22 protein-coding genes are annotated in these 17,484 nt (G+C 60.3%); 16 read left to right on the forward strand and 6 right to left on the reverse strand.

Features of this window, described 5'->3' with window-relative positions:
* The first annotated feature begins 81 nt into the window (after nt 1–81).
* Entirely contained in the window at nt 82–741 is a 660-nt protein-coding gene (locus tag QE453_RS08750) for a DUF6766 family protein (RefSeq protein WP_309776796.1), read from the forward strand.
* A 51-nt stretch (nt 742–792) separates the two neighbouring features.
* On the opposite strand, the gene QE453_RS08755 is transcribed toward QE453_RS08750, so the two are convergent.
* Entirely contained in the window at nt 793–1,005 is a 213-nt protein-coding gene (locus QE453_RS08755) for a hypothetical protein (protein WP_035209601.1), read from the reverse strand.
* A gap of 188 nt (nt 1,006–1,193) precedes the next feature.
* Here QE453_RS08755 and QE453_RS08760 point away from each other — a divergent pair, with 188 nt between their 5' ends.
* Nucleotides 1,194–1,439, forward strand: coding sequence for a hypothetical protein (locus QE453_RS08760; RefSeq protein WP_037092885.1), 246 nt, complete (start codon nt 1,194–1,196; stop codon nt 1,437–1,439).
* Between the two features lie 54 nt (nt 1,440–1,493).
* Here QE453_RS08760 and QE453_RS08765 read toward each other — a convergent pair whose 3' ends face one another.
* Both QE453_RS08765 and QE453_RS08770 read right to left on the reverse strand, forming a co-directional pair.
* Nucleotides 1,494–2,288 (reverse strand): SDR family NAD(P)-dependent oxidoreductase, encoded by a 795-nt coding sequence (locus tag QE453_RS08765; protein ID WP_309776798.1) that lies wholly within the window; start codon nt 2,286–2,288, stop codon nt 1,494–1,496.
* Nucleotides 2,289–2,297: 9 nt separating this feature from the next.
* Nucleotides 2,298–3,467, reverse strand: a complete 1,170-nt coding sequence (locus QE453_RS08770; protein ID WP_112552937.1) for a zinc-dependent alcohol dehydrogenase — start codon at nt 3,465–3,467, stop codon at nt 2,298–2,300.
* 204 nt (nt 3,468–3,671) lie between these two features.
* Between QE453_RS08770 and QE453_RS08775 the strand changes: the two genes are divergently transcribed.
* The 8 genes from QE453_RS08775 to QE453_RS08810 are packed head-to-tail and all read left to right on the forward strand — an operon-like array spanning nt 3,672 to nt 11,761.
* Nucleotides 3,672–6,074, forward strand: a complete 2,403-nt coding sequence (locus QE453_RS08775; RefSeq protein ID WP_309776800.1) for an FdhF/YdeP family oxidoreductase — start codon at nt 3,672–3,674, stop codon at nt 6,072–6,074.
* Between the two features lie 18 nt (nt 6,075–6,092).
* Nucleotides 6,093–6,695: a cytochrome c gene (locus QE453_RS08780; RefSeq protein ID WP_309776803.1), complete on the forward strand. Its 603-nt coding sequence runs from the start codon at nt 6,093–6,095 to the stop codon at nt 6,693–6,695.
* Nucleotides 6,692–7,681 (forward strand): cytochrome c oxidase subunit II, encoded by a 990-nt coding sequence (gene coxB, locus QE453_RS08785; RefSeq protein ID WP_309776804.1) that lies wholly within the window; start codon nt 6,692–6,694, stop codon nt 7,679–7,681. Before QE453_RS08780 ends, coxB begins: the two co-directional genes overlap by 4 nt.
* Complete coding sequence (ctaD, locus tag QE453_RS08790) at nt 7,681–9,591, forward strand: cytochrome c oxidase subunit I (protein WP_404977884.1); 1,911 nt, start codon at nt 7,681–7,683, stop codon at nt 9,589–9,591. Before coxB ends, ctaD begins: the two co-directional genes overlap by 1 nt.
* The gene (locus QE453_RS08795) at nt 9,588–10,190 is read left to right on the forward strand and encodes a cytochrome c oxidase subunit 3 (RefSeq protein WP_309776805.1); all 603 of its coding nucleotides are present in this window, start codon (nt 9,588–9,590) and stop codon (nt 10,188–10,190) included. The genes ctaD and QE453_RS08795 overlap by 4 nt, the downstream gene beginning before the upstream one ends.
* Entirely contained in the window at nt 10,187–10,498 is a 312-nt protein-coding gene (locus QE453_RS08800) for a hypothetical protein (protein ID WP_309776807.1), read from the forward strand. The genes QE453_RS08795 and QE453_RS08800 overlap by 4 nt, the downstream gene beginning before the upstream one ends.
* On the forward strand, nt 10,486–11,373 hold the full coding sequence (locus QE453_RS08805) for a cytochrome c oxidase assembly protein (protein WP_309776809.1): 888 nt from the start codon (nt 10,486–10,488) through the stop codon (nt 11,371–11,373). Before QE453_RS08800 ends, QE453_RS08805 begins: the two co-directional genes overlap by 13 nt.
* Nucleotides 11,354–11,761: a cytochrome C gene (locus QE453_RS08810; protein WP_309776811.1), complete on the forward strand. Its 408-nt coding sequence runs from the start codon at nt 11,354–11,356 to the stop codon at nt 11,759–11,761. Before QE453_RS08805 ends, QE453_RS08810 begins: the two co-directional genes overlap by 20 nt.
* Before the next feature lie 4 nt (nt 11,762–11,765).
* Here QE453_RS08810 and QE453_RS08815 read toward each other — a convergent pair whose 3' ends face one another.
* Nucleotides 11,766–12,632 (reverse strand): c-type cytochrome, encoded by an 867-nt coding sequence (locus tag QE453_RS08815; protein ID WP_404977888.1) that lies wholly within the window; start codon nt 12,630–12,632, stop codon nt 11,766–11,768.
* A gap of 270 nt (nt 12,633–12,902) precedes the next feature.
* Between QE453_RS08815 and QE453_RS08820 the strand changes: the two genes are divergently transcribed.
* Complete coding sequence (locus QE453_RS08820) at nt 12,903–13,100, forward strand: hypothetical protein (RefSeq protein ID WP_022563908.1); 198 nt, start codon at nt 12,903–12,905, stop codon at nt 13,098–13,100.
* 40 nt (nt 13,101–13,140) lie between these two features.
* Here the strand turns inward: QE453_RS08820 and QE453_RS08825 are convergent, their stop codons facing one another.
* Nucleotides 13,141–13,371 carry a hypothetical protein gene (locus QE453_RS08825; protein ID WP_004444504.1) on the reverse strand — a complete coding sequence of 77 codons (231 nt, stop codon included), beginning with the start codon at nt 13,369–13,371 and terminating at the stop codon, nt 13,141–13,143.
* Nucleotides 13,372–13,521: 150 nt separating this feature from the next.
* On the opposite strand from QE453_RS08825, the gene QE453_RS08830 reads away from it, so the two are divergent.
* From QE453_RS08830 to QE453_RS08845, 4 genes are all read left to right on the forward strand, one after another.
* Entirely contained in the window at nt 13,522–13,713 is a 192-nt protein-coding gene (locus QE453_RS08830; RefSeq protein WP_022563909.1) for a hypothetical protein, read from the forward strand.
* A complete protein-coding gene (locus QE453_RS08835) occupies nt 13,682–13,939 on the forward strand; it encodes a hypothetical protein (RefSeq protein ID WP_309776815.1) in 258 nt (85 codons plus the stop codon). Before QE453_RS08830 ends, QE453_RS08835 begins: the two co-directional genes overlap by 32 nt.
* 11 nt (nt 13,940–13,950) lie before the next feature.
* Nucleotides 13,951–14,646: a class I SAM-dependent methyltransferase gene (locus tag QE453_RS08840; protein ID WP_309776817.1), complete on the forward strand. Its 696-nt coding sequence runs from the start codon at nt 13,951–13,953 to the stop codon at nt 14,644–14,646.
* 96 nt (nt 14,647–14,742) lie between these two features.
* Entirely contained in the window at nt 14,743–15,267 is a 525-nt protein-coding gene (locus tag QE453_RS08845) for a sigma-70 family RNA polymerase sigma factor (protein WP_004444493.1), read from the forward strand.
* Between the two features lie 2 nt (nt 15,268–15,269).
* On the opposite strand, the gene treZ is transcribed toward QE453_RS08845, so the two are convergent.
* Complete coding sequence (treZ, locus tag QE453_RS08850; protein ID WP_309776819.1) at nt 15,270–17,060, reverse strand: malto-oligosyltrehalose trehalohydrolase; 1,791 nt, start codon at nt 17,058–17,060, stop codon at nt 15,270–15,272.
* Between the two features lie 197 nt (nt 17,061–17,257).
* On the opposite strand from treZ, the gene QE453_RS08855 reads away from it, so the two are divergent.
* Nucleotides 17,258–17,470 (forward strand): hypothetical protein, encoded by a 213-nt coding sequence (locus QE453_RS08855; RefSeq protein WP_112637276.1) that lies wholly within the window; start codon nt 17,258–17,260, stop codon nt 17,468–17,470.
* The last annotated feature ends 14 nt before the right edge of the window (nt 17,471–17,484 follow it).

The raw sequence follows: 17,484 nt of genomic DNA on the forward strand, positions 1-17,484 counted from the left end.
CCGCAGCACCGGCAGACGAAAGTGCCGCCACATTTGGCGGCACTTCTCACCCGGAGGTCTTGTCCAAAGCGAGGTCTGATTATGAAGCTTGTCCGCGACAACGGATTGACCATCGTCCTTGTCCTTGCATCACTGCTGACGATCGGCGGCATGTTCGCCACAGGCTGGGTCGTTCACAATGATGAACTCGTGCAACATCATGATAAACCGCTCACGCTTTTGTCCTACGCCACGAGCGGGCATTTCCTTTCGGCGCTGTTCGAAAACTGGGAAAGCGAATTTTTGCAGATGTCGGCCTATGTGGTGTTGACGGCATTCCTGTTCCAGCGCGGGTCCGCAGAATCCAAGGATCCCGATGAGCCGACAGCGCAAGACGAGGACCCTTCACGCAAGAAAAACGACCCTGATGCACCATGGGCGGACAGGGCCGGCGGCATCATTCGCGTCGTCTATTCCTATTCGCTCGGCGTGGCGCTGTTTGTTCTTTTTGTAGCGAGCTTCCTGCTGCATCTGAGATACAGCGCCGATGCCGCGGCAGTGGAGGCACGCCTGCATGGCGAACCGGCGACGACATTGATGGCACATCTGGGAAGCGTTGAATTCTGGTTCGAGTCCTTCCAGAACTGGCAGTCGGAATTCCTTTCCACCGCTGTCCTGATCGTCCTGTCCATCTTCCTGCGGTTCAGGCGGTCGCCCGAATCCAAGCCTGTGGCAGCACCCCATAGCGAGACCGGCGGGTGAAAGGCAGAGGGGGTGGATCCCAAAGTCTGACCGCCCCCGTCAGCGTTTATCCTAGGGACGCCTGTTGGCGGCGTGGTCCTGTTCCTGATCGGTCTTGATAGCGGCACCGTCCTGGCCCCGCTCTTTCGAATGCTGCTTCTTGTCGCGGTTGGAAAGGATCTGGTTTTCCTCAATGCTTCCCTTGTCCAGCTCGGTCATTGCGCCTGCGCCGGTACCTTTCCCCTGCGTGCCTTTTCCGAAGTGTTTCCTGTCTGCATGTGCCATTATCGCCTCCTCTTGGCGTTGGACGGGCTGCTGCGGCAGTCGAAGCCGCCACCCGTCGCTCCCGAACTTCCCCCATGCCTTTTCGTTCCGGAACTTCTGTCGCCCTCCGTGGTTCGTGATCGCACGGGAAGGGGGCTTTGTCTTGAACGACGGCGCGGACGCACGAACAGATGACAGCAGGCGCAACGATGGCCGGTCCAAAAACGCATGAACAACAGCTCCGCATCATCGAAAAACGCGAGAACACCGCTAATGCCGATGATGGTTTTAACGCCGAGGCGGAGCTGAAGCGGTCGAAGGAAGAACGGGATGCCCGCCGAGGGGCGGAGAAACTTCGCGGTGGCAATGCGGAATTAACGGATAAGGATGATCGCCAGATGCTGCGCGGTGAAAATCAGGAAAGCCCGCACCACAAGCGCGGCGCGGATGATTGAGGTGAAGTCCGGCCGGGCCGGATGTGGCTTCGTGGCGCCGGAAGTGCTGCGAGGCTATTTCCCATCCGGCTCTGCCATCTTGCGGTGTTGTCTGGCGAGCGTTTCCGCCGGCGTTACATTGGCCATCGCCGACATCAGCTTGTTTTTCCAGCCGGACACGACATCGCCCTCACCATTCATCATCGCCTCATAGCCGGCCTTGGCCACGAAACCGGGATCGTCCTTCTTCTGTCTGCCAACGGGGGTGTCGAGCATGTCCGCACGCTCGAAGAACTCCGTGTCCGTCGCCCCCGGCATCAGGCAGGTTACCGTGACACCCGTGCCATCAAGCTCTTCGCGCAGCGCGAAGGAAAAGGAATTGATGAACGCTTTGGTGGCGTTATAGACCGCCTGAAACGTGCCCGGCATGAAACCGGCGATGGAACCCGTAAACAGGATACGTCCATTGCCACGCTGGCGCATTCCGCCTGCCAGCGCATGAACCAGCGCAATCGTGCCGCTGATATTGGTGGCGATGACCCGCTGGATGTCCTCCATTCTCTGATCGAGAAAGCCATCGCCCAGGCCCTGTCCTGCGTTGGCGAACAGAAGATCGACTGGCCGCGACGAGGCGGTGATGCGCGTGAGAAGCTCCTCCACGCCCGCCTGTGTCGAAAGATCATCCCGCACCGCCTCTACCTGCGTGCCGGCCGCGCGCAGCCGGGTGGCCGCGGCATCGATGTCGTTTTCATCGGCCACGATGATGAGGTCGTAACCATCCTGCGCGGCGCACCGGGCGAGCTCATAACCGATGCCGGACGAAGCGCCGGTGACGACCGCAAGGCCTTTGGTGGATTCTCCCCTGCTCATGATCACCTCCTATGGCTTCAGGACGACTTTGATGCAGCCATCGTCGCGGTGGCTAAAGGTGTTGTAGAGATCGGGTCCCTCATCGAGGGTGGCGCGATGGGTAATGACGAAGGATGGGTCGATTTCGCCTCTTTCGATGCGGCCCATGAGGTTGGGGAGGTAGGCCTGAACGGGCGTCTGCGCCATCTTGAACGTCAGGCCGCGATTGATGGCGGAACCCATGGGAATTTTGTCAAGAAGACCGCCATAGACGCCGACCAGCGAGACCGTACCGAAATTGCGGCAGCAATAGATTGCCTGGCGAAGGACATGCGGCCGGTCGGTCCCCATGAAGGTGGCGACCTTGATGCGGTCGATCCTCGAATCCCATCCTGCCGCGGGATCGGGCTCCGTTCCTACCGCATCGATACAGGCATCCGCGCCGCGACCATGGGTCAGTTCCATTATGCGGTCGTAAATGTCCTCGTCGAGGTAATTGAGCGTCATCGCGCCGGCTTTCGCCGCGAGATCGAGCCTCTCCTGCACGGCGTCGATGGCGATGACCCGTTCAGCACCGAGGAGAAAGGCGGAACGGATCGCCATCTGACCCACCGGACCGCAGCCCCAGATGGCAATCGTATCGCCCGGCTGGATGTTGCAGAAGTCCGCGGCCATATAGCCGGTCGGAAAGATGTCTGACAGGAAGAGGACCTGCTCGTCGGTCAGACCGTCAGGAACCTTTATCGGCCCGACATCGGCGTAAGGCACCCGCATATATTCCGCCTGGCCGCCGCTGAAGCCACCGAGAAGATGGGTGTAACCGAACAGGCCGGCAGGCGAATTGCCCCACATCTTCCGCACCTTGTGCGGATCGGGATTACTGCGTTCGCAGCCGGAATAATAGCCACGCTTGCAGAAGAAGCACTCGCCGCAGGCGATGGTGAAGGGGACGACCACGCGGTCTCCGACCTTGAGCGCGGTATTGTCCTTACCGACCTCAACCACCTCGCCCATGGTTTCGTGGCCCATGATGTCGCCGCTGTGCATGTCCGGCATGATGCCATTATAGAGGTGGAGGTCTGAGCCGCAGATCGCGCAGGCCGTGACCCTGATGATCGCATCGCGGCCATGCTCGATTTTCGGATCGGGAACGCTTTCGCAGCGAATGTCGTGTTTGCCGTGCCAGGTCAGTGCCTTCATGTCGCTCACCTTCATTGTCTGCTGGGTTGTCAGAAGCGCCCTTTGTCGAGCGGGTGCCTAACCGGGCGTCCGCGCGAAAGTTCCCCGCGGCACCGGGACCTTCTCGCTCCCGGCGGCAAGGCAGGGCGGAATTTTTTTTAGAGAATGGAAACCTGCCGCGCTTTCAGAGGTTCGGTTACTCAGCAATTCGGGAGTTCATCGATCATGACATCACGACGCAAGGCAGCTCCCGATATCGGTTTTAAGCCCGGTCCGGCCGGCGGCTGGGGATCGGCCAAGTCGGTGGGAGAGGTGCTGTTGAGGGAACATGTTCCCCTGTCCGGTCCGACATTGCTGAAACACCAGAACAAGCCGCAGGGATACATGTGCGTCAGCTGCGCCTGGGCGAAACCGGTCAAGACCCATCCCCTGGAATTTTGCGAAAATGGCGCGAAAGCCACCGCGTGGGAAATAACGAACCGACGCGCCGACGGTGCGTTTTTCGCCAGACACACCCTTGCCGAACTGGAGGGCTGGCGTGACCACGATCTGGAAGAGCAGGGCAGGCTGACCCAGCCGATGCGTTGGGACGCGGCCACGGACAGATATCTGCCGGTCAGCTGGCAGGCCGCATTCGAGGAGATCGGCCGGGAGCTGCGCGCCATCGCGCCGCAGCAGGCGGAGTTTTACACCTCAGGCCGCGCCTCGCTGGAAGCATCTTACATGTACCAGCTCTTTGCCCGCATCTATGGCAGTAATAATCTGCCGGACTCGTCCAATATGTGCCATGAAAGCTCGTCCGTCGGCCTGCCCGAAAGCATCGGCGCTTCCGTGGGAACGGCGATCCTTTCGGATTTCCAGAATTGCGACTGCATTTTCTATATGGCGCAGAATGTCGGAACATCCTCGCCGCGACTGCTGCACGATCTGCAGGATGCGGTCGACCGCGGCGTGAAGATACTGACATTCAACATGCTGCGGGAGCCGGGGCTGGAGCGCTTCGTCAACCCGCAGTCGCCCGGCCAGATGCTGGCGACCCCCGCGACGCCGATCTCGACGAAGTATTACCAGGTGAAGAATGGCGGCGATATCGCTGCCCTTTTCGGTATCTGCAAGGCGCTTGTCGAGGCAGACGACGTGCTGCATGCGAGTGGCGCAAGCAAGGTTTCCGGCTCGGATGGGCAGCCGCGTGATCCGGCCAATGCGGCGGCGGTCGCATTTGCCGCCGCCATTGCCGCGGCTGACAAGAAGCATGTGCTCGATCATGATTTTCTTGCCGAGCACACGGCGGGTTTTGACGATTTCGCCGCTGCAGCCCGCCGCCATGAATGGGAGGAGCTGGAGCGCGTTTCAGGCCTGACCCGCGAGGAGATGATGGAAGCCGCCGCCATATATGCGGATTCCGACGCGGTGATGATGGTCTATGGCATGGGCCTCACCCAGCATGTGATGGGCGTGGAGAACGTTCACATGGTTGCCAACCTCGCGCTGCTGCGCGGCAATATCGGCAAGCCGGGTGCAAATATCTGTGCCGTCAGGGGCCATTCGAATGTGCAGGGCCAGCGTACCGTCGGCATTACGGAAAAACCCGGCCTCGTGCCGCTGGACAAGCTCGCCGACCTATACCAGTTCCAGCCGCCCGCGTGGGAAGGCCACTCGACGGTCGACAGCTGCAAATCCATTCTCGCCGGGGAAACAAAGGCTTTCATCAGCCTCGGCGGCAATTTTTTGCGGGCAGCGCCGGAAACCGAGGCGATGGAAGCCGCGTGGCGCAAGCTGCGGCTGACGGTCCAGATCGCAACGAAACTCAATCGCAGCCACGTCATCCACGGCGAGATCGCCTTTCTGCTTCCCTGTCTCGGACGCATCGAAATCGATGAACAGGCGACAGGCCCCCAGGCCGTCTCCATGGAAAGTTCCGTTGCGCATTTCCATGGTTCGCGTGGCAGGGCAAAGCCGGCCAGCCGGGAGTTGCTCTCGGAACCGGCGATCATTGCCGGCATGGCCGTGGCGACGTTGACGCGCGGCAACGTACCTTGGCAGCAATGGGTTCACGATTATTCGCGCATTCGCGACGCCATAGAGCAAACCTATCCGGAAACCTTCAGGAACTTCAACGAACGGCTTTTCAAACCCGGCGGCATCCCGCGCCCATTACCCGCAAGGGAGCGAAAATGGGTAACCTCAAGCGGCAAGGCGAATTTCCTGACGCCCGACCGCCTGTTCCCCGAATTTCCGCCTGAGGCGTCGGGTCCGGACGTCCTGCACCTGTCGACGTTGCGATCCAACGACCAGTTCAACACGACCGTCTACGGCTATAGCGACCGTTTTCGCGGGGTGGAAGGAACGCGGCAGGTTCTGTTCATGAATGTCGATGACATCGCCCTGCTTGGGTTTGCCGACGGCGATATCGTCGATATCGTCACGGCAATCGAGCCGCAGACGCCAAGGGCCGTCCGCGGGTTCAGGATCGTTGGCTATGATATTCCCCATGGCTGTTGTGCTGGCTATTTTCCGGAAACCAACCCGTTGTTTCCGCTGAGCCATCATAGTCCGAAAGCAAAGACGCCATCATACAAGCTGCTGCCCGTCCGATTGACGCCGTCAACCACGGTTCCTTCCAACTGAGGATACTCGAGGTGCGGGATGCGGAGGACGGAAAAGGCCAATCGTTCAGCGACACTTCTATGGTCCGCTCTATGCGGTTCTTTGATCGGGGCAGCGGCGATCATGGGTTACTGGCGTGAACCGCGAACATTCCGCAGCGACCCTCCCGTAACGGCAGCGCTTGAGCGATTGCGCTTCATGCCCGTTCCCGTGGCCGGCGCGCCGCCGGAAGTTTATTTTGCTCTCGGCAGGCCGTTCGAAAACGGTGCTTATGATCTTTCCCAGGGAAAACGCCTCTATTCATGGTTCGGATGCCCGGCTTGCCACGGTGAAGGCGAAGGCGGCAAAGGTCCATCGTTTCTCGACGGTCAATGGATTTATGGACCATCCATGGTCTCTGTCGCGGCGTCGATCAGGGATGGCCGGCCGCACGGCATGCCGCCTTTCCGCGCCAAGATGACGACTGAAGAGATCTGGCAGCTTGCGGGATATGTGAGAACCATCGGGGCCTATTCGCCATCGGTGGCGGCCCCGGCCCGCAATGACGACCGTCAGACCCGTCCGGCTGAGAACCGGGCGCCTGCTGCCATCCTCTTCAACCAAGGGTCGGCGTGGAAAAGACCGGAGGAGCCGGTGCCTTGAAGATCGTCGCTGCTCTCCTTGCTGTCCTTACCCTGCTTTCGGGGTGCGGCGACGTTCAGTCGGCGCTGAACGCTGCAGGGCCGTCAGCGTCGATGTTGAAGAATCTGATCCTCTTCATCGTGGCGGTGAGCCTCGTCGTGTGGCTGGCAGTGATCGCGATCCTGATCCTGTCTCTCGTCAGAAGCCGGCGGGTGGCGCAGGACGAGACGGCAAGTGGCAAGCGATTGCAGCTTTTCGTCACGGGCGCGGTGATGATGACGGTTTTCATTGTCGCCGGCCTGACGCTTGCGAGCTTTCTTGCAACGCGGGCCATCAGCTTCACCGGCGAGGCAGACTTGACGATACGTGTTCGCGCCCAGCAATGGTGGTGGCAGTTCATATACGAAGATGCCAAACCGGATGGCGGTTTTCAGACCGCCAACGAAATGCACATCCCGGTCGGGCGGAATGTCCGGGTCTTGCTCGAAAGCCCGGATGTGATTCATTCCTTCTGGGTGCCCAGCCTTGCCGGCAAGATGGACCTCGTTCCGGGACGAGAGAATACGCTTGTGTTTCGCGCTGACAGGCCGGGTGTTTACCGGGGCCAATGCGCGGAGTTCTGCGGCCTTCAGCACAGCCACATGGCTTTCATGGTCATGGCCGATGACGAGGTGTCCTATCGCCGGTGGGCCAATAAGCAGAAGGCGGTGGCCGCCATGCCGCAAGACGCAGATGCTCTGGCCGGGAAGGCCGTGTTCCTGCGCAAGCAATGCGCCGCCTGCCACACCGTCAGGGGAACGCCGGCCGCCGGCACCACGGGGCCTGATCTTACCCATGTCGGTAGCCGCCGGACGATCGGCGCAGGCCTGCTGGAGACCACACGCGGCTCGCTTGCGGCATGGATCGCCGATCCACAGACGTTGAAACCGGGCAACAACATGCCGCTGGTGCCGCTCACCGGGGAAGAGTTGCGGCAGGTTTCCGCCTATATGGAGGGGCTCGACTGATGGCGGGAAAACAGGCCTCCGTCCTCATGGATACCGATCTGCCGGTTCCCGGCATGGAGAGTGCGCTCGAAAAAACATGGGGGTCGAGCCGCGGTTTCTGGGGCGCGATTGGTACTGTCGACCACAAGGTGGTGGCCCGGCGATATATTGTCACGGCCTTCGTGTTCCTGATACTCGGCGGCCTGCTTGCTCTCGTCATGCGCCTGCAGCTGGCAACGCCCGAAGCGCGTTTTATCGACCCGGACCGGTACAATCAGATATTCACCATGCATGGCGCGAACATGATGTTCCTCTTCGCCGTGCCGGTCATGGAGGCGATGGCGGTTTATTTCGTGCCATTGATGGTCGGGACGCGCAACATCGCCTTTCCCCGGCTGAACGCCTATTCCTACTGGGTATTCCTTGTGGGCGGGCTGCTTCTCTGGGTCTCGTTCGTGCTGGACAGCGCGCCTGATGTCGGCTGGTTCGCCTATGTGCCGCTCGCGGGTCCGGAATATGGCGCGGGCAAACGCGCCGACATATGGGCTCAGATGATAACCTTTACGGAGCTTTCCGCGCTCTCCATTGCGGTGGAAATCGTAGTGACGGTTTTCAAGCAGCGCGCTCCCGGCATGTCGCTCGATCGAATTCCGCTTCTCGTCTGGGCAATGGTGGTCATGGCTTTTCTCGTCATCATCGCCATGCCCGCGATCATGTTCGCCAGTTCCACGATGATCATGGATCGTCTCGTCGGCACCCATTTCTACAATCCGGCCGAAGGAGGGGACGTGCTCCTGTGGCAGCATGTCTTCTGGTTTTTCGGACATCCGGAGGTCTACATCATCTTCCTGCCGGCTGTGGGCATGGTCTCCACCATCCTGCCCGCCTTTGTCGGCCGGCCGATATTCGGTTACATGCCCATGGTCATGGCGCTTGTCGCAACCGGTGTCCTGTCTTTCGGCCTCTGGGTGCATCACATGTTTGTGGCTGGCCTGCCAAAACTCGGAGAAAGTTTCTTCACTGCCTCCAGCATGGCGATTTCCGTGCCGGCCGGCGTGCAGATATTCTGCTGGCTGGCAACATTGTGGGCCGGGCGGCCGGTTTTCAAGACCCCGCTTCTTTTCATCATCGGCTTCATCGTCACCTTTGTCATCGGCGGTCTGACGGGCGTCATGGTGGCGTCCGTGCCCTTCGACACACAGGTTCACGACACCTATTTCGTGGTCGCGCATTTTCACTACGTCCTGATCGGGGGCGCCGTTTTTCCCCTGATCGGAGCCGTCTATTACTGGTTTCCAAAAATGACGGGCCGGATGATGAGCGAAACGCTCGGCCGCATCAGCTTCTGGCTGATCTTCGTCGGCTTCCACCTGACGTTTTTTCCAATGCATATTCTCGGTTTGCAGGGAATGCCGCGACGCATCTATACCTACCAGCCGGAGATGCCATGGGCGGGCCTCAACCTCTTCGTGAGCCTCAGCGCCGTCGCGCTGGCGACAGGTTTTCTCGTCTTTTTCATCGATGTCGTCCGAAGCTTCGGCAAAGGCCGTCCCGCGGGGGACAATCCATGGGGCGCCGCCACGCTGGAATGGGCAACCGCCTCTCCGCCGCCGCCCTTCAATTTCCGCTTCATACCCGTGGTGGGTAGCCGCGATCCACTGTGGGAGAACACCGGAGAACTGCCTGTTGTCGCGGGGATGCGGGTGGATCGCCGTGAAATTCTGGTCACCAGCGTCGTCGAGGCGCTGCCCGAAGCCCGCGAGGCTTCCCCGACGGACTCCGTGTGGCCGTTCTGGGCGGCCATCGCAACGTCCATCATGCTCATCTGGTCCATGTTCTCCCCCTGGGCAGTCGTCTGGGGATCGATTCCGATTGCTGTAGCGCTGATCGGCTGGTTCTGGCCGAAAGGAATGGCGGAGGAGGAAGCATGAAAGAACGTGTCGCGCTCGATGTCTTCAAGCTGCCGATGTCCGGCAACGGCACCGCCAGCCCCACATGGTGGGGAACCTGCGCCTTCATGCTGATCGAAGGAACGGGTTTCGCGCTGGCGGTCGCCGTCTATTTCTACCTGATGAGCCTGGCACCACGATGGCCGATCGACGCCCCGCCGCCGGATCTTTCAGCCGGCACGGTGCTGACAGCGCTGCTTGTCGTCAGCGTCGTTCCGAATGTCCTCGTCAGTCGCTGGGCCAGGCAGAGGCGGCTTGTTCACGTCCGTTTCGGTTTAGTCGTCATGTCCGCAATCGGGTTTGTCCTGCTGGCGGTGCGCGCCTTTGAGTTCCCAGCCCTCCAGGTGAAGTGGGATGACAATGCCTATGGATCGATCGTGTGGACGATCCTCGGACTGCACACGACCCATATTCTGACCGACCTCATCGATACCATCGTCCTGACCTGCCTGATGTTTACCCGGAATGGCGACAGCGCCCGCCGTTACGGCGATGTGGAGGACAACGCGCTCTACTGGAATTTCGTCGTCGTGACCTGGCTTCCGCTTTACGCCTGCCTTTACTGGATACCACGGCTATGACCCTGAAAACCCTCGATATTGCCGGACTGTTCGGCGCTCCCCTGATCTGGGCGTTCAACACGCAGCTCGGCCAAATCTTGCCGGCGGTCGATTGCGGCAGCCGGACGGGCTTTACAGCTATCGCTGCCTTCCTCTCTGCCGGGATAGCGGTTACCTGCGGCGTTCTTTCGGAAAGGGGCCGGAGTTCCACGGCATCGCGGATTGCGATGTTCCTGATGTCGTTGTGCGTCCTCGTCGCGCTGGTTTTTTCCTTCGCACTCCTTCTTCAGGGGGCAGCGACATTGCTGCTGAACCCATGCGCGCGCTGACACTGATCTTTCTGTTACTGGTCAGCGCCGGGCCGCTCTCGGCCCATGAGGGGGAGGCGCATCCGACGGCGATCATATGGACGTTCGACGGCTGGATCATCGGACCGCTGCTTGTCGCAGCCGGCCTTTTCAGTACCGGTTTTTTTCGGCTGTGGAGACGGTCGGGCACCCGCCGGTGGATGGCGAGGTCCGCCTTCGCCTTTTCCGGCGGCTGGCTTGTTCTGGTTGCTGCACTTGTCTCTCCGATCCATTCCATGGGCGAGCACCTGTTTACGTTCCACATGATAGAGCACGAGATGGTAATGGCGGTTGCCGCGCCGCTGATCGTGCTGGCGCGCCCCGTCGGTATTTTTCTCTGGAGCATGCCGCGCATGGTTCGTCGTCGTCTGGCTGCGGTGATGACCGACAGGCGCGTGCGGGCCAGCTGGAATGTTCTCGCCGGCGGGGCTGTGGCAACATCTCTGCACGGGCTTGCCATCTGGGGCTGGCATGCGCCTGCACTGTTCGATGCGACGGTGAGCGACGTGCCACTGCACCGGATACAGCATCTCTTTTTCTTTCTGACCGCGATCCTGTTCTGGTGGGCAGTTTTCTGGCGCGCGGACCGGGGGCTTGCGGCCTGGCACCTGTTTGTCACGATGATGCATACCAGCATTCTCGGCGCCCTGATCGCGCTGGCGCCACAGGTGATTTACGTGGCCCAGACCCGAGACGCGCCGGCATGGGGCCTGACGCCCTTCGAGGACCAGCAGCTTGCCGGTCTCCTGATGTGGGTGCCCGGCGGTGTCATCTATGCCGGGGCGGCGCTCGCCATGCTGGCGATGTGGATTTCCCGGTCGGGTAGGGAGGACCGATATGGCGCGTCCCTTCTCTAGATCCGGCTTTATACTCGTTGCGGTGCTTTCGGCGGCGCTTGCCACGGGCATTGCGGTCGCAATCGTCAAGAACGTGTCACAGCGCGGCGCCGTGGCCACGGCCATGACTGGCGGTGATGCGCGCCTGGCGCCCGGCATTTTCCGGCGCTACGGCTGCACGGGCTGCCACGCGATCCCCGGCGTTGCCGGTGCGGACGGGAAGGTGGGGGGCGAACTACGTTCACTTCGCCATCGGGTCTATATCGGTGACGGCCTCAACAACACACCGGACAACCTCATTCGCTGGATCGTCTCGCCGACGCATTTTTCGCGGCAGAGCGCTATGCCCGAAACCGGTATCACCGAGGCCGAAGCGCGCCATGTCGCGGCCTATCTTTATGCCCACTGACGGGTCACGGATGTGGGGTTTGCCTTGCCGGCAGGGCCTTGATGTAGCGGGCAATCGCGTCGCGATCTTCCTGTGGCAACTGCGAAAGATTGGCGACCACGTCCACCATTGCGGACCCGACATGTCCGTCCTGTGGCGTCTGGCCTGTTGCGAGCATGGTGGAGATGTCGGTCTGCGTCCACCTGCTGAGACGTGCCGGCGTGATGTTTGGCACAAAGCCCGTACCTTCCGCGTCGGGACCACCAGCGAAACGGGTTTCCGGGCGGATGGCGGCGAAGATATTACGGCTGGAATGGCATTCGGCACAGTGGGCAAGCGTCTCCGTCAGATAGGAGCCCCGATCAAGAGCGGGATCGCCGGTGATCGCCTGCGGCTCGCCGACCTCGTCAAAGAACAAAAGCTTCCAGACGCCAACGGCACGGCGCAACCTGAAGGGTGGCCACAGATCATGCGGCGGCGCTTTGCCGGAAACAGGCGGGAGGGTCCGCAGATAGGCGTAAAGGTTTTTTATGTCCTCGATCTTCATTCCCGTATAGCTCGTATAGGGAAAGGCCGGATAATAATGGCGGCCGTCAGGCGATATGCCGGCGACCAGCGCATTTGCGAAATCTTCAACGGACCAGGAGCCGATTCCGTCGGCAATGTCGGGGGAGATATTCGGCGGACGGAAAACGCCGAAGGAGGAGGAAAGCGCCAATCCGCCTCCGAGCACGAGCGAGTCCGGCTGTCCCGGCGTGGCATGGCAGGACCCGCAGCTTGCAGCCAGAAATACCAGTCTTCCCTGCTGCGGATCGCCGGGCGATGATCCGATGTCGTTCGGTCCGAAGACCGGCTTCGGCGTGGTCAAAAGCCAGCCCGCCAGGCAGGCCATCGCTGCGAGACACCATATCAACAGCCGGCCTGCCTGAAGCGACAGATGAAAACCGGGAGTCTCGCGAACCATCATCGGAAAGGTCCATCGTCAGAGCATACTTTTATGATTGCGTCGGGTTCCGGCCGCACGGCTGATCCGCCGCTATCGAACTTCGCATGCCGTTTGTGGTTCCCGCGCGATCATATCGCCAGTCATGGCCGCCGTTCGGGAACAACCGGAGCCAACTGTGGTTAGGCCGGCATGTTCAATCCCAATGGAGGTCGGCACGTGGACCCGGAAACTGATCACGAGACCTGCAACAGCCTGAACATAGAGGCCGCAACCCCCAAGGTGGTCAAAATCACCATCGACGGTCGAACGCTCCTCGAAGGCGTGCTAAACACCGGAAGTGTTCTGAGCGTGCAGACGAAGGAGGGCGCCGAGCCGCAATCCATCGAACTGGTTGTCGAGGACCTGGCTCGCTAGCCGCTTCGCGAACACTCGGCGCGGCAAGGGCGCCGCGTCTCTAGCCGCGAAAGTCGCCCTCGTTGCTTTCCCGCTCGTCGTAATTGATGTCCCAGTCTTTTTCCGGCTTTTTTGTACCTGGTGGCAGCTTGTTGGCGGTTGCGTCGTCCGAGCCGGTAATGACCCTCGGCTTCGCGCTCGCAACGCCGTTATTGGTCGAGGTCTTTTTGCCGGGGGCAAACTGGGGCGCGCTGTCCTTGTGAATCTGCTCGAGCTTGTCTTTCTTCGTCATGGCATCCTCCTGTTTGTCCCTAACCTTTTTACGCCGATGCTGTTCCCTCGAACCATCAGTGCGGAACCGCTTTTTGCTCCCGGGGTTAGAAGGAGAGAGCGAACCGCAGGGTCTGCGCTGCAGGATGTTTTAAAAAAAGGGGCTTCCGCGATGACCCGATCACAGGACGATGTCAGGCCCGAACCCGGCACCGATGACGCACGCTCGACTGAAAGCGATGAAAGCCGCAAAGACCGTGAAAAGGCGACAGAAAACGCCGAACGCGAAAGGCGCTCCCGGTATGGACGGGACGAAGACAAGGAGAACAACGATGACGGAATCGGCAACAACCACCGATCATGACACGATACGGAAATGGGCGGAGCAGCGCGATGGCCACCCTGCCAAAGTGGACGTCCCGGGCGATGGAGGGATCCTCAGGATCGATTTCGGTGAGCCGGAGGATGCGCTGAAGGCCATATCATGGGACGAGTTTTTTGAAATCTTCGAGGACAGGAAGCTGGCATTCCTTTATCAGGACAGAACGTCGGGCGGCGAGAGCCGCTTCAACAAGTTCATTTCACGCTGAGGGAGAGGCGAGTGAGCGACGAAACGGTATCGAGCATCCCGAACCGGGCACAGCAGCAAAAGGCATATCGGTTCTGGGCCCCGGTTTATGACCGGGTGTACGGCTTCTTTCTCAAGCGGGCGCAGATGGAGTTGGCCAGATGTGTGGGTGGTGCCGGTCGCGACATTCTCGAAATCGGCGTCGGCACGGGGCTGGTCCTTCCGCTTTATCCTCCGGCCAGCAACGTGACCGGGATCGACATTTCAGCGGACATGCTCCGGAAGGCCAAAACAAAGGTGGCAGGCGGTTCACTGCCGCATGTGAAGGCACTGCATGTGATGGATGCGTGCGAAACTACGTTCCCGGATGCGTCCTTCGACGTGATTTCGCTGCCCTTCGTCATCACGCTCATTCCCGATACCGGCCGGCTACTTTCCGAATGCGCCCGAGTGCTGAAGCCGCGTGGCGAGATCGTCATCGTCAGCAAGATCACCGACAGCAGCGGCGCAGTTCGCCGCATAGAACAGATGGTCTCGCCGGTGGCCCATAACATTGGGCTCAGTTCGGCATTTCGTCTGGACGGGATTGAGGACTGGCTGCGCCGCAACCCGTCTTTCCATCTGGCGGAAAACAGGACGATTCCCCCAACCGGGTATTTTCGTCTGCTGCGTCTTTCCCGCTCGTCGTCGGAGACGTCTGAGAAGACCGCGTCCCTTTCGGGACACTAGGACCTCTGGCACCGCCGAAAAAATACGCATTGTACGTTGGCGTACGGCAACCAAGCGGTAGATGGGCCATTTCCCTTCTATGTGAAAGGAAGGACCATGGCCAAACACGCTATAAATGAAGAGTCCGGCCCCGCACTAAGCGAAGCGCAACTTGAGACCTTGCGTATCGGAATTGCCGATCTCGCGCCAGCGCTGACGGCGTTTGCGCGTCGTTTCGTCAGAAATGACGAGGATGTCAACGATCTCGTTCAGGAAACCATGATGCGGGGGCTTCGTTCCCTGCACCGCTTCACCCCCGGAACAGCCCTGAAATCGTGGCTGTTCACCATTTTGCGGAACACCTTCTGTACCCGATACAAGGTTGCAAGGCGCGAATGCGTCGGGCTGCCGGCGGGAATAGAGCAAACGATGTCGGTCCCCGCCAGTCAGGAATGGCGGATGGAGCACGATGAAGTCATGCGCGCGATCCGCGATCTGGATGCGGATCAAAAGAAGGCGCTGCTGCTCGTTGCCGGAGGAACGAGCTACGCCGATGCAGCCTCCATCTGCGGCTGCAGGGTGGGCACCATCAAGAGCCGCGTCAACCGCGCCCGCGAATCCCTGCGGCGCAATCTCGCCTGACATCAGCGGGCCACTGCAAACAGCACACTGTAGCTGCAGGAGTTCCCCGTTTGCCCGTCGATGTCGCCAAGCCGGTGGAAGATTTCCCCTTCCACCGGTGGCAGATCCGCCGGAGCATCGGATAAATTGGCCCTGAGCTGCAACCGGCCGGCCGCAAACGCCCAGTCTATGGCAAGCGTTCGCGCAGGAGAACCGAGTGCCGTCCCGCCTCCGAATTCCGAAGCGAGCAGTGGCCAGACATACTGCCGGCGCTTTGCAAGCAATCCCGAAAGGATCTCGCTCGCCCGTCTCCCATCTTCCTCATCGGCCTGACGCCAGTTCAAGGTAGAGAGGAGCCGCGTGCGCACGTCATTGGGGTCTTGGACAAGATCGCGCGCGTTTCCGGGAAGAGCTCCCTGAAACATTTCAGCCTGCCGCAACCGCCCTTTTATCGCGGCTTCCCGATCGGGTTGCGGGTGGTCGGAAAAGAAGTAGAAGGGCTGCGTCGATGCGTGGTCGTCACCCATGAACATCAGCGGCGTTTGTGGGGAGAGCAGGAGAATGCACTCTAGTATATTGAAAAGAGCTGGCTCGAGCAGGGCACGCAGTCTTTCGCCGCAAAGCCGGTTTCCGGCCTGATCGTGATTGTGAAGGAAATTCACGAAGGTTTGCGGGGATAGATGGTCGCTGCGTTCGCCGCTCCCCGCAAAGTCCCGGGAAGGGCGCGGATCGCCCTGGTAAACGAAGCCGGTCGCAAGCGATCGACGAAGCAGGCTCTCCGGGTCCGAAACGAAATCCTGATAAAGACCGCCATCTTCGCCGGTCGTCATGACGTGAACGACGTGATGAAAGTCGTCGTTCCACTGGGCGTCTACCAGCGGTGGAGCATCTTCTTCGGGGGTCATCGGCTTAGCCGTGTTTCTTGCATCCTCTATGACAAGATACACGTGCCTGCCCGTTACCTTGTACCTGATCGTCTGGGCAAGCTCTGTCAGGAAATCCACCTCGCCGCCGCCGCCGGCCAGATGGTCGGCGGCATCGATCCGCAACCCGTCAAAACGGTAGGTCTGAAGCCAGTAAAGGGCGTTTTGCAGGAAATATGATCGCACATCCACGCTGTCGAAATCGGGAGCAGGGCCCCAGGGTGTTTCGTTTTTCTGAAAAAAGTCGGGCGCATAAGTTTGAAGGAAGTTCCCCTCCGGCCCGAAATGATTGTAAACCACATCCAGCAAAACCATCATCCCCAGGCCATGGGCCGCGTCTATGAAGGCTTTGAGGTCGTCCGGCGATCCATAATCCCGCTGCGGCGCAAATTGCAGATCGCCATCGTAGCCCCAGCCGCGATCTCCCTGAAAACTCGCGAGCGGCATCACCTCAATGACGGTGATGCCGAGTTCAGCCAGTCGTTCCAGCTTCTTTTCGGCTGCCCGGAAAGTCCCTTCTTCCGTGAACGTGCCGATGTGAATCTCGTAGATCACAGCCTCGTGCCACGGCCTGCCGGTCCAGTTCTCATGCCGCCACGCAAAGTCGTGATCGATGATGGTTGACGGGCCGTCCAGGCCACCTTCCTGCCAATGTGAGGCCGGATCGGGGATTTCACGCCCGTCCGGCAGAACAAAGTGATAGGTGGCGCCGCCACTCACATCCGCTGCAACGGCTTCGTACCAGCCGTTCCCCTCAGACCGCATTTCGTATTCCGCGCCGTTTATAACGAGCCTCGGCGCATCAGAACCGGGCGCCCAGATGCGAAAGCGCGTATCTCCTGCAGCATCGAATTGCACGCCCCATTTGCGATATTTCATTGCGTTGAACATTCACGGAACCTCCAGCCAGCCTCGTTTGGTCCTAACTGGATCGCCGTCGGTAGGTTCCTGCCTCCGCACCGGGAATATGCCGATGAAAGGAACAAACGGGTTTGGCCGTCGTTCGCCGTTGAACAGCCAAAACGACGGCTCGGCGGGCATCAGCTTGCCGCCCGATCGCTGACCTGAAGACAGAAAGAGACGGTGACATGACACAGGAAACCGACCTTGCCGACTTTCTCCGCGTGGCAACGGACGACGAATTATTCCACAAGATGCGCGAACTCGAAGCGAAGAGCGAGAAGGAGGGGCTTGCGGAAGTGGAAGCACTGGTGGATTTGACAGCCACGGAGATCGAAAACCGGTTTCCTGGCCAGTCGCTCGCTCCCTATGTCCGCTGGAAACAGGACCGGCTCCTCTGATGCGCGGTAAAGTC

The organism is Agrobacterium sp. SORGH_AS_0440 (genome assembly GCF_031453135.1).
In the GTDB taxonomy this organism is placed as follows: Bacteria; Pseudomonadota; Alphaproteobacteria; order Rhizobiales; family Rhizobiaceae; genus Agrobacterium; species Agrobacterium pusense.

Bases quoted from the DNA above. Each gene is read 5' to 3' on its own strand.
- QE453_RS08750 (WP_309776796.1), top strand. From the start codon at position 82: ATGAAGCTTGTCCGCGACAACGGATTGACCATCGTCCTTGTCCTTGCA.
- QE453_RS08755 (WP_035209601.1), bottom strand. From the start codon at position 1,005: ATGGCACATGCAGACAGGAAACACTTCGGAAAAGGCACGCAGGGGAAA.
- QE453_RS08760 (WP_037092885.1), top strand. From the start codon at position 1,194: ATGGCCGGTCCAAAAACGCATGAACAACAGCTCCGCATCATCGAAAAA.
- QE453_RS08765 (WP_309776798.1), bottom strand. From the start codon at position 2,288: ATGAGCAGGGGAGAATCCACCAAAGGCCTTGCGGTCGTCACCGGCGCT.
- QE453_RS08770 (WP_112552937.1), bottom strand. From the start codon at position 3,467: ATGAAGGCACTGACCTGGCACGGCAAACACGACATTCGCTGCGAAAGC.
- QE453_RS08775 (WP_309776800.1), top strand. From the start codon at position 3,672: ATGACATCACGACGCAAGGCAGCTCCCGATATCGGTTTTAAGCCCGGT.
- QE453_RS08780 (WP_309776803.1), top strand. From the start codon at position 6,093: ATGCGGAGGACGGAAAAGGCCAATCGTTCAGCGACACTTCTATGGTCC.
- ctaD (WP_404977884.1), top strand. From the start codon at position 7,681: ATGGCGGGAAAACAGGCCTCCGTCCTCATGGATACCGATCTGCCGGTT.
- QE453_RS08795 (WP_309776805.1), top strand. From the start codon at position 9,588: ATGAAAGAACGTGTCGCGCTCGATGTCTTCAAGCTGCCGATGTCCGGC.
- QE453_RS08800 (WP_309776807.1), top strand. From the start codon at position 10,187: ATGACCCTGAAAACCCTCGATATTGCCGGACTGTTCGGCGCTCCCCTG.
- QE453_RS08805 (WP_309776809.1), top strand. From the start codon at position 10,486: ATGCGCGCGCTGACACTGATCTTTCTGTTACTGGTCAGCGCCGGGCCG.
- QE453_RS08810 (WP_309776811.1), top strand. From the start codon at position 11,354: ATGGCGCGTCCCTTCTCTAGATCCGGCTTTATACTCGTTGCGGTGCTT.
- QE453_RS08815 (WP_404977888.1), bottom strand. From the start codon at position 12,632: ATGGCCTGCCTGGCGGGCTGGCTTTTGACCACGCCGAAGCCGGTCTTC.
- QE453_RS08825 (WP_004444504.1), bottom strand. From the start codon at position 13,371: ATGACGAAGAAAGACAAGCTCGAGCAGATTCACAAGGACAGCGCGCCC.
- QE453_RS08830 (WP_022563909.1), top strand. From the start codon at position 13,522: ATGACCCGATCACAGGACGATGTCAGGCCCGAACCCGGCACCGATGAC.
- QE453_RS08835 (WP_309776815.1), top strand. From the start codon at position 13,682: ATGACGGAATCGGCAACAACCACCGATCATGACACGATACGGAAATGG.
- QE453_RS08845 (WP_004444493.1), top strand. From the start codon at position 14,743: ATGGCCAAACACGCTATAAATGAAGAGTCCGGCCCCGCACTAAGCGAA.
- treZ (WP_309776819.1), bottom strand. From the start codon at position 17,060: ATGTTCAACGCAATGAAATATCGCAAATGGGGCGTGCAATTCGATGCT.
- QE453_RS08855 (WP_112637276.1), top strand. From the start codon at position 17,258: ATGACACAGGAAACCGACCTTGCCGACTTTCTCCGCGTGGCAACGGAC.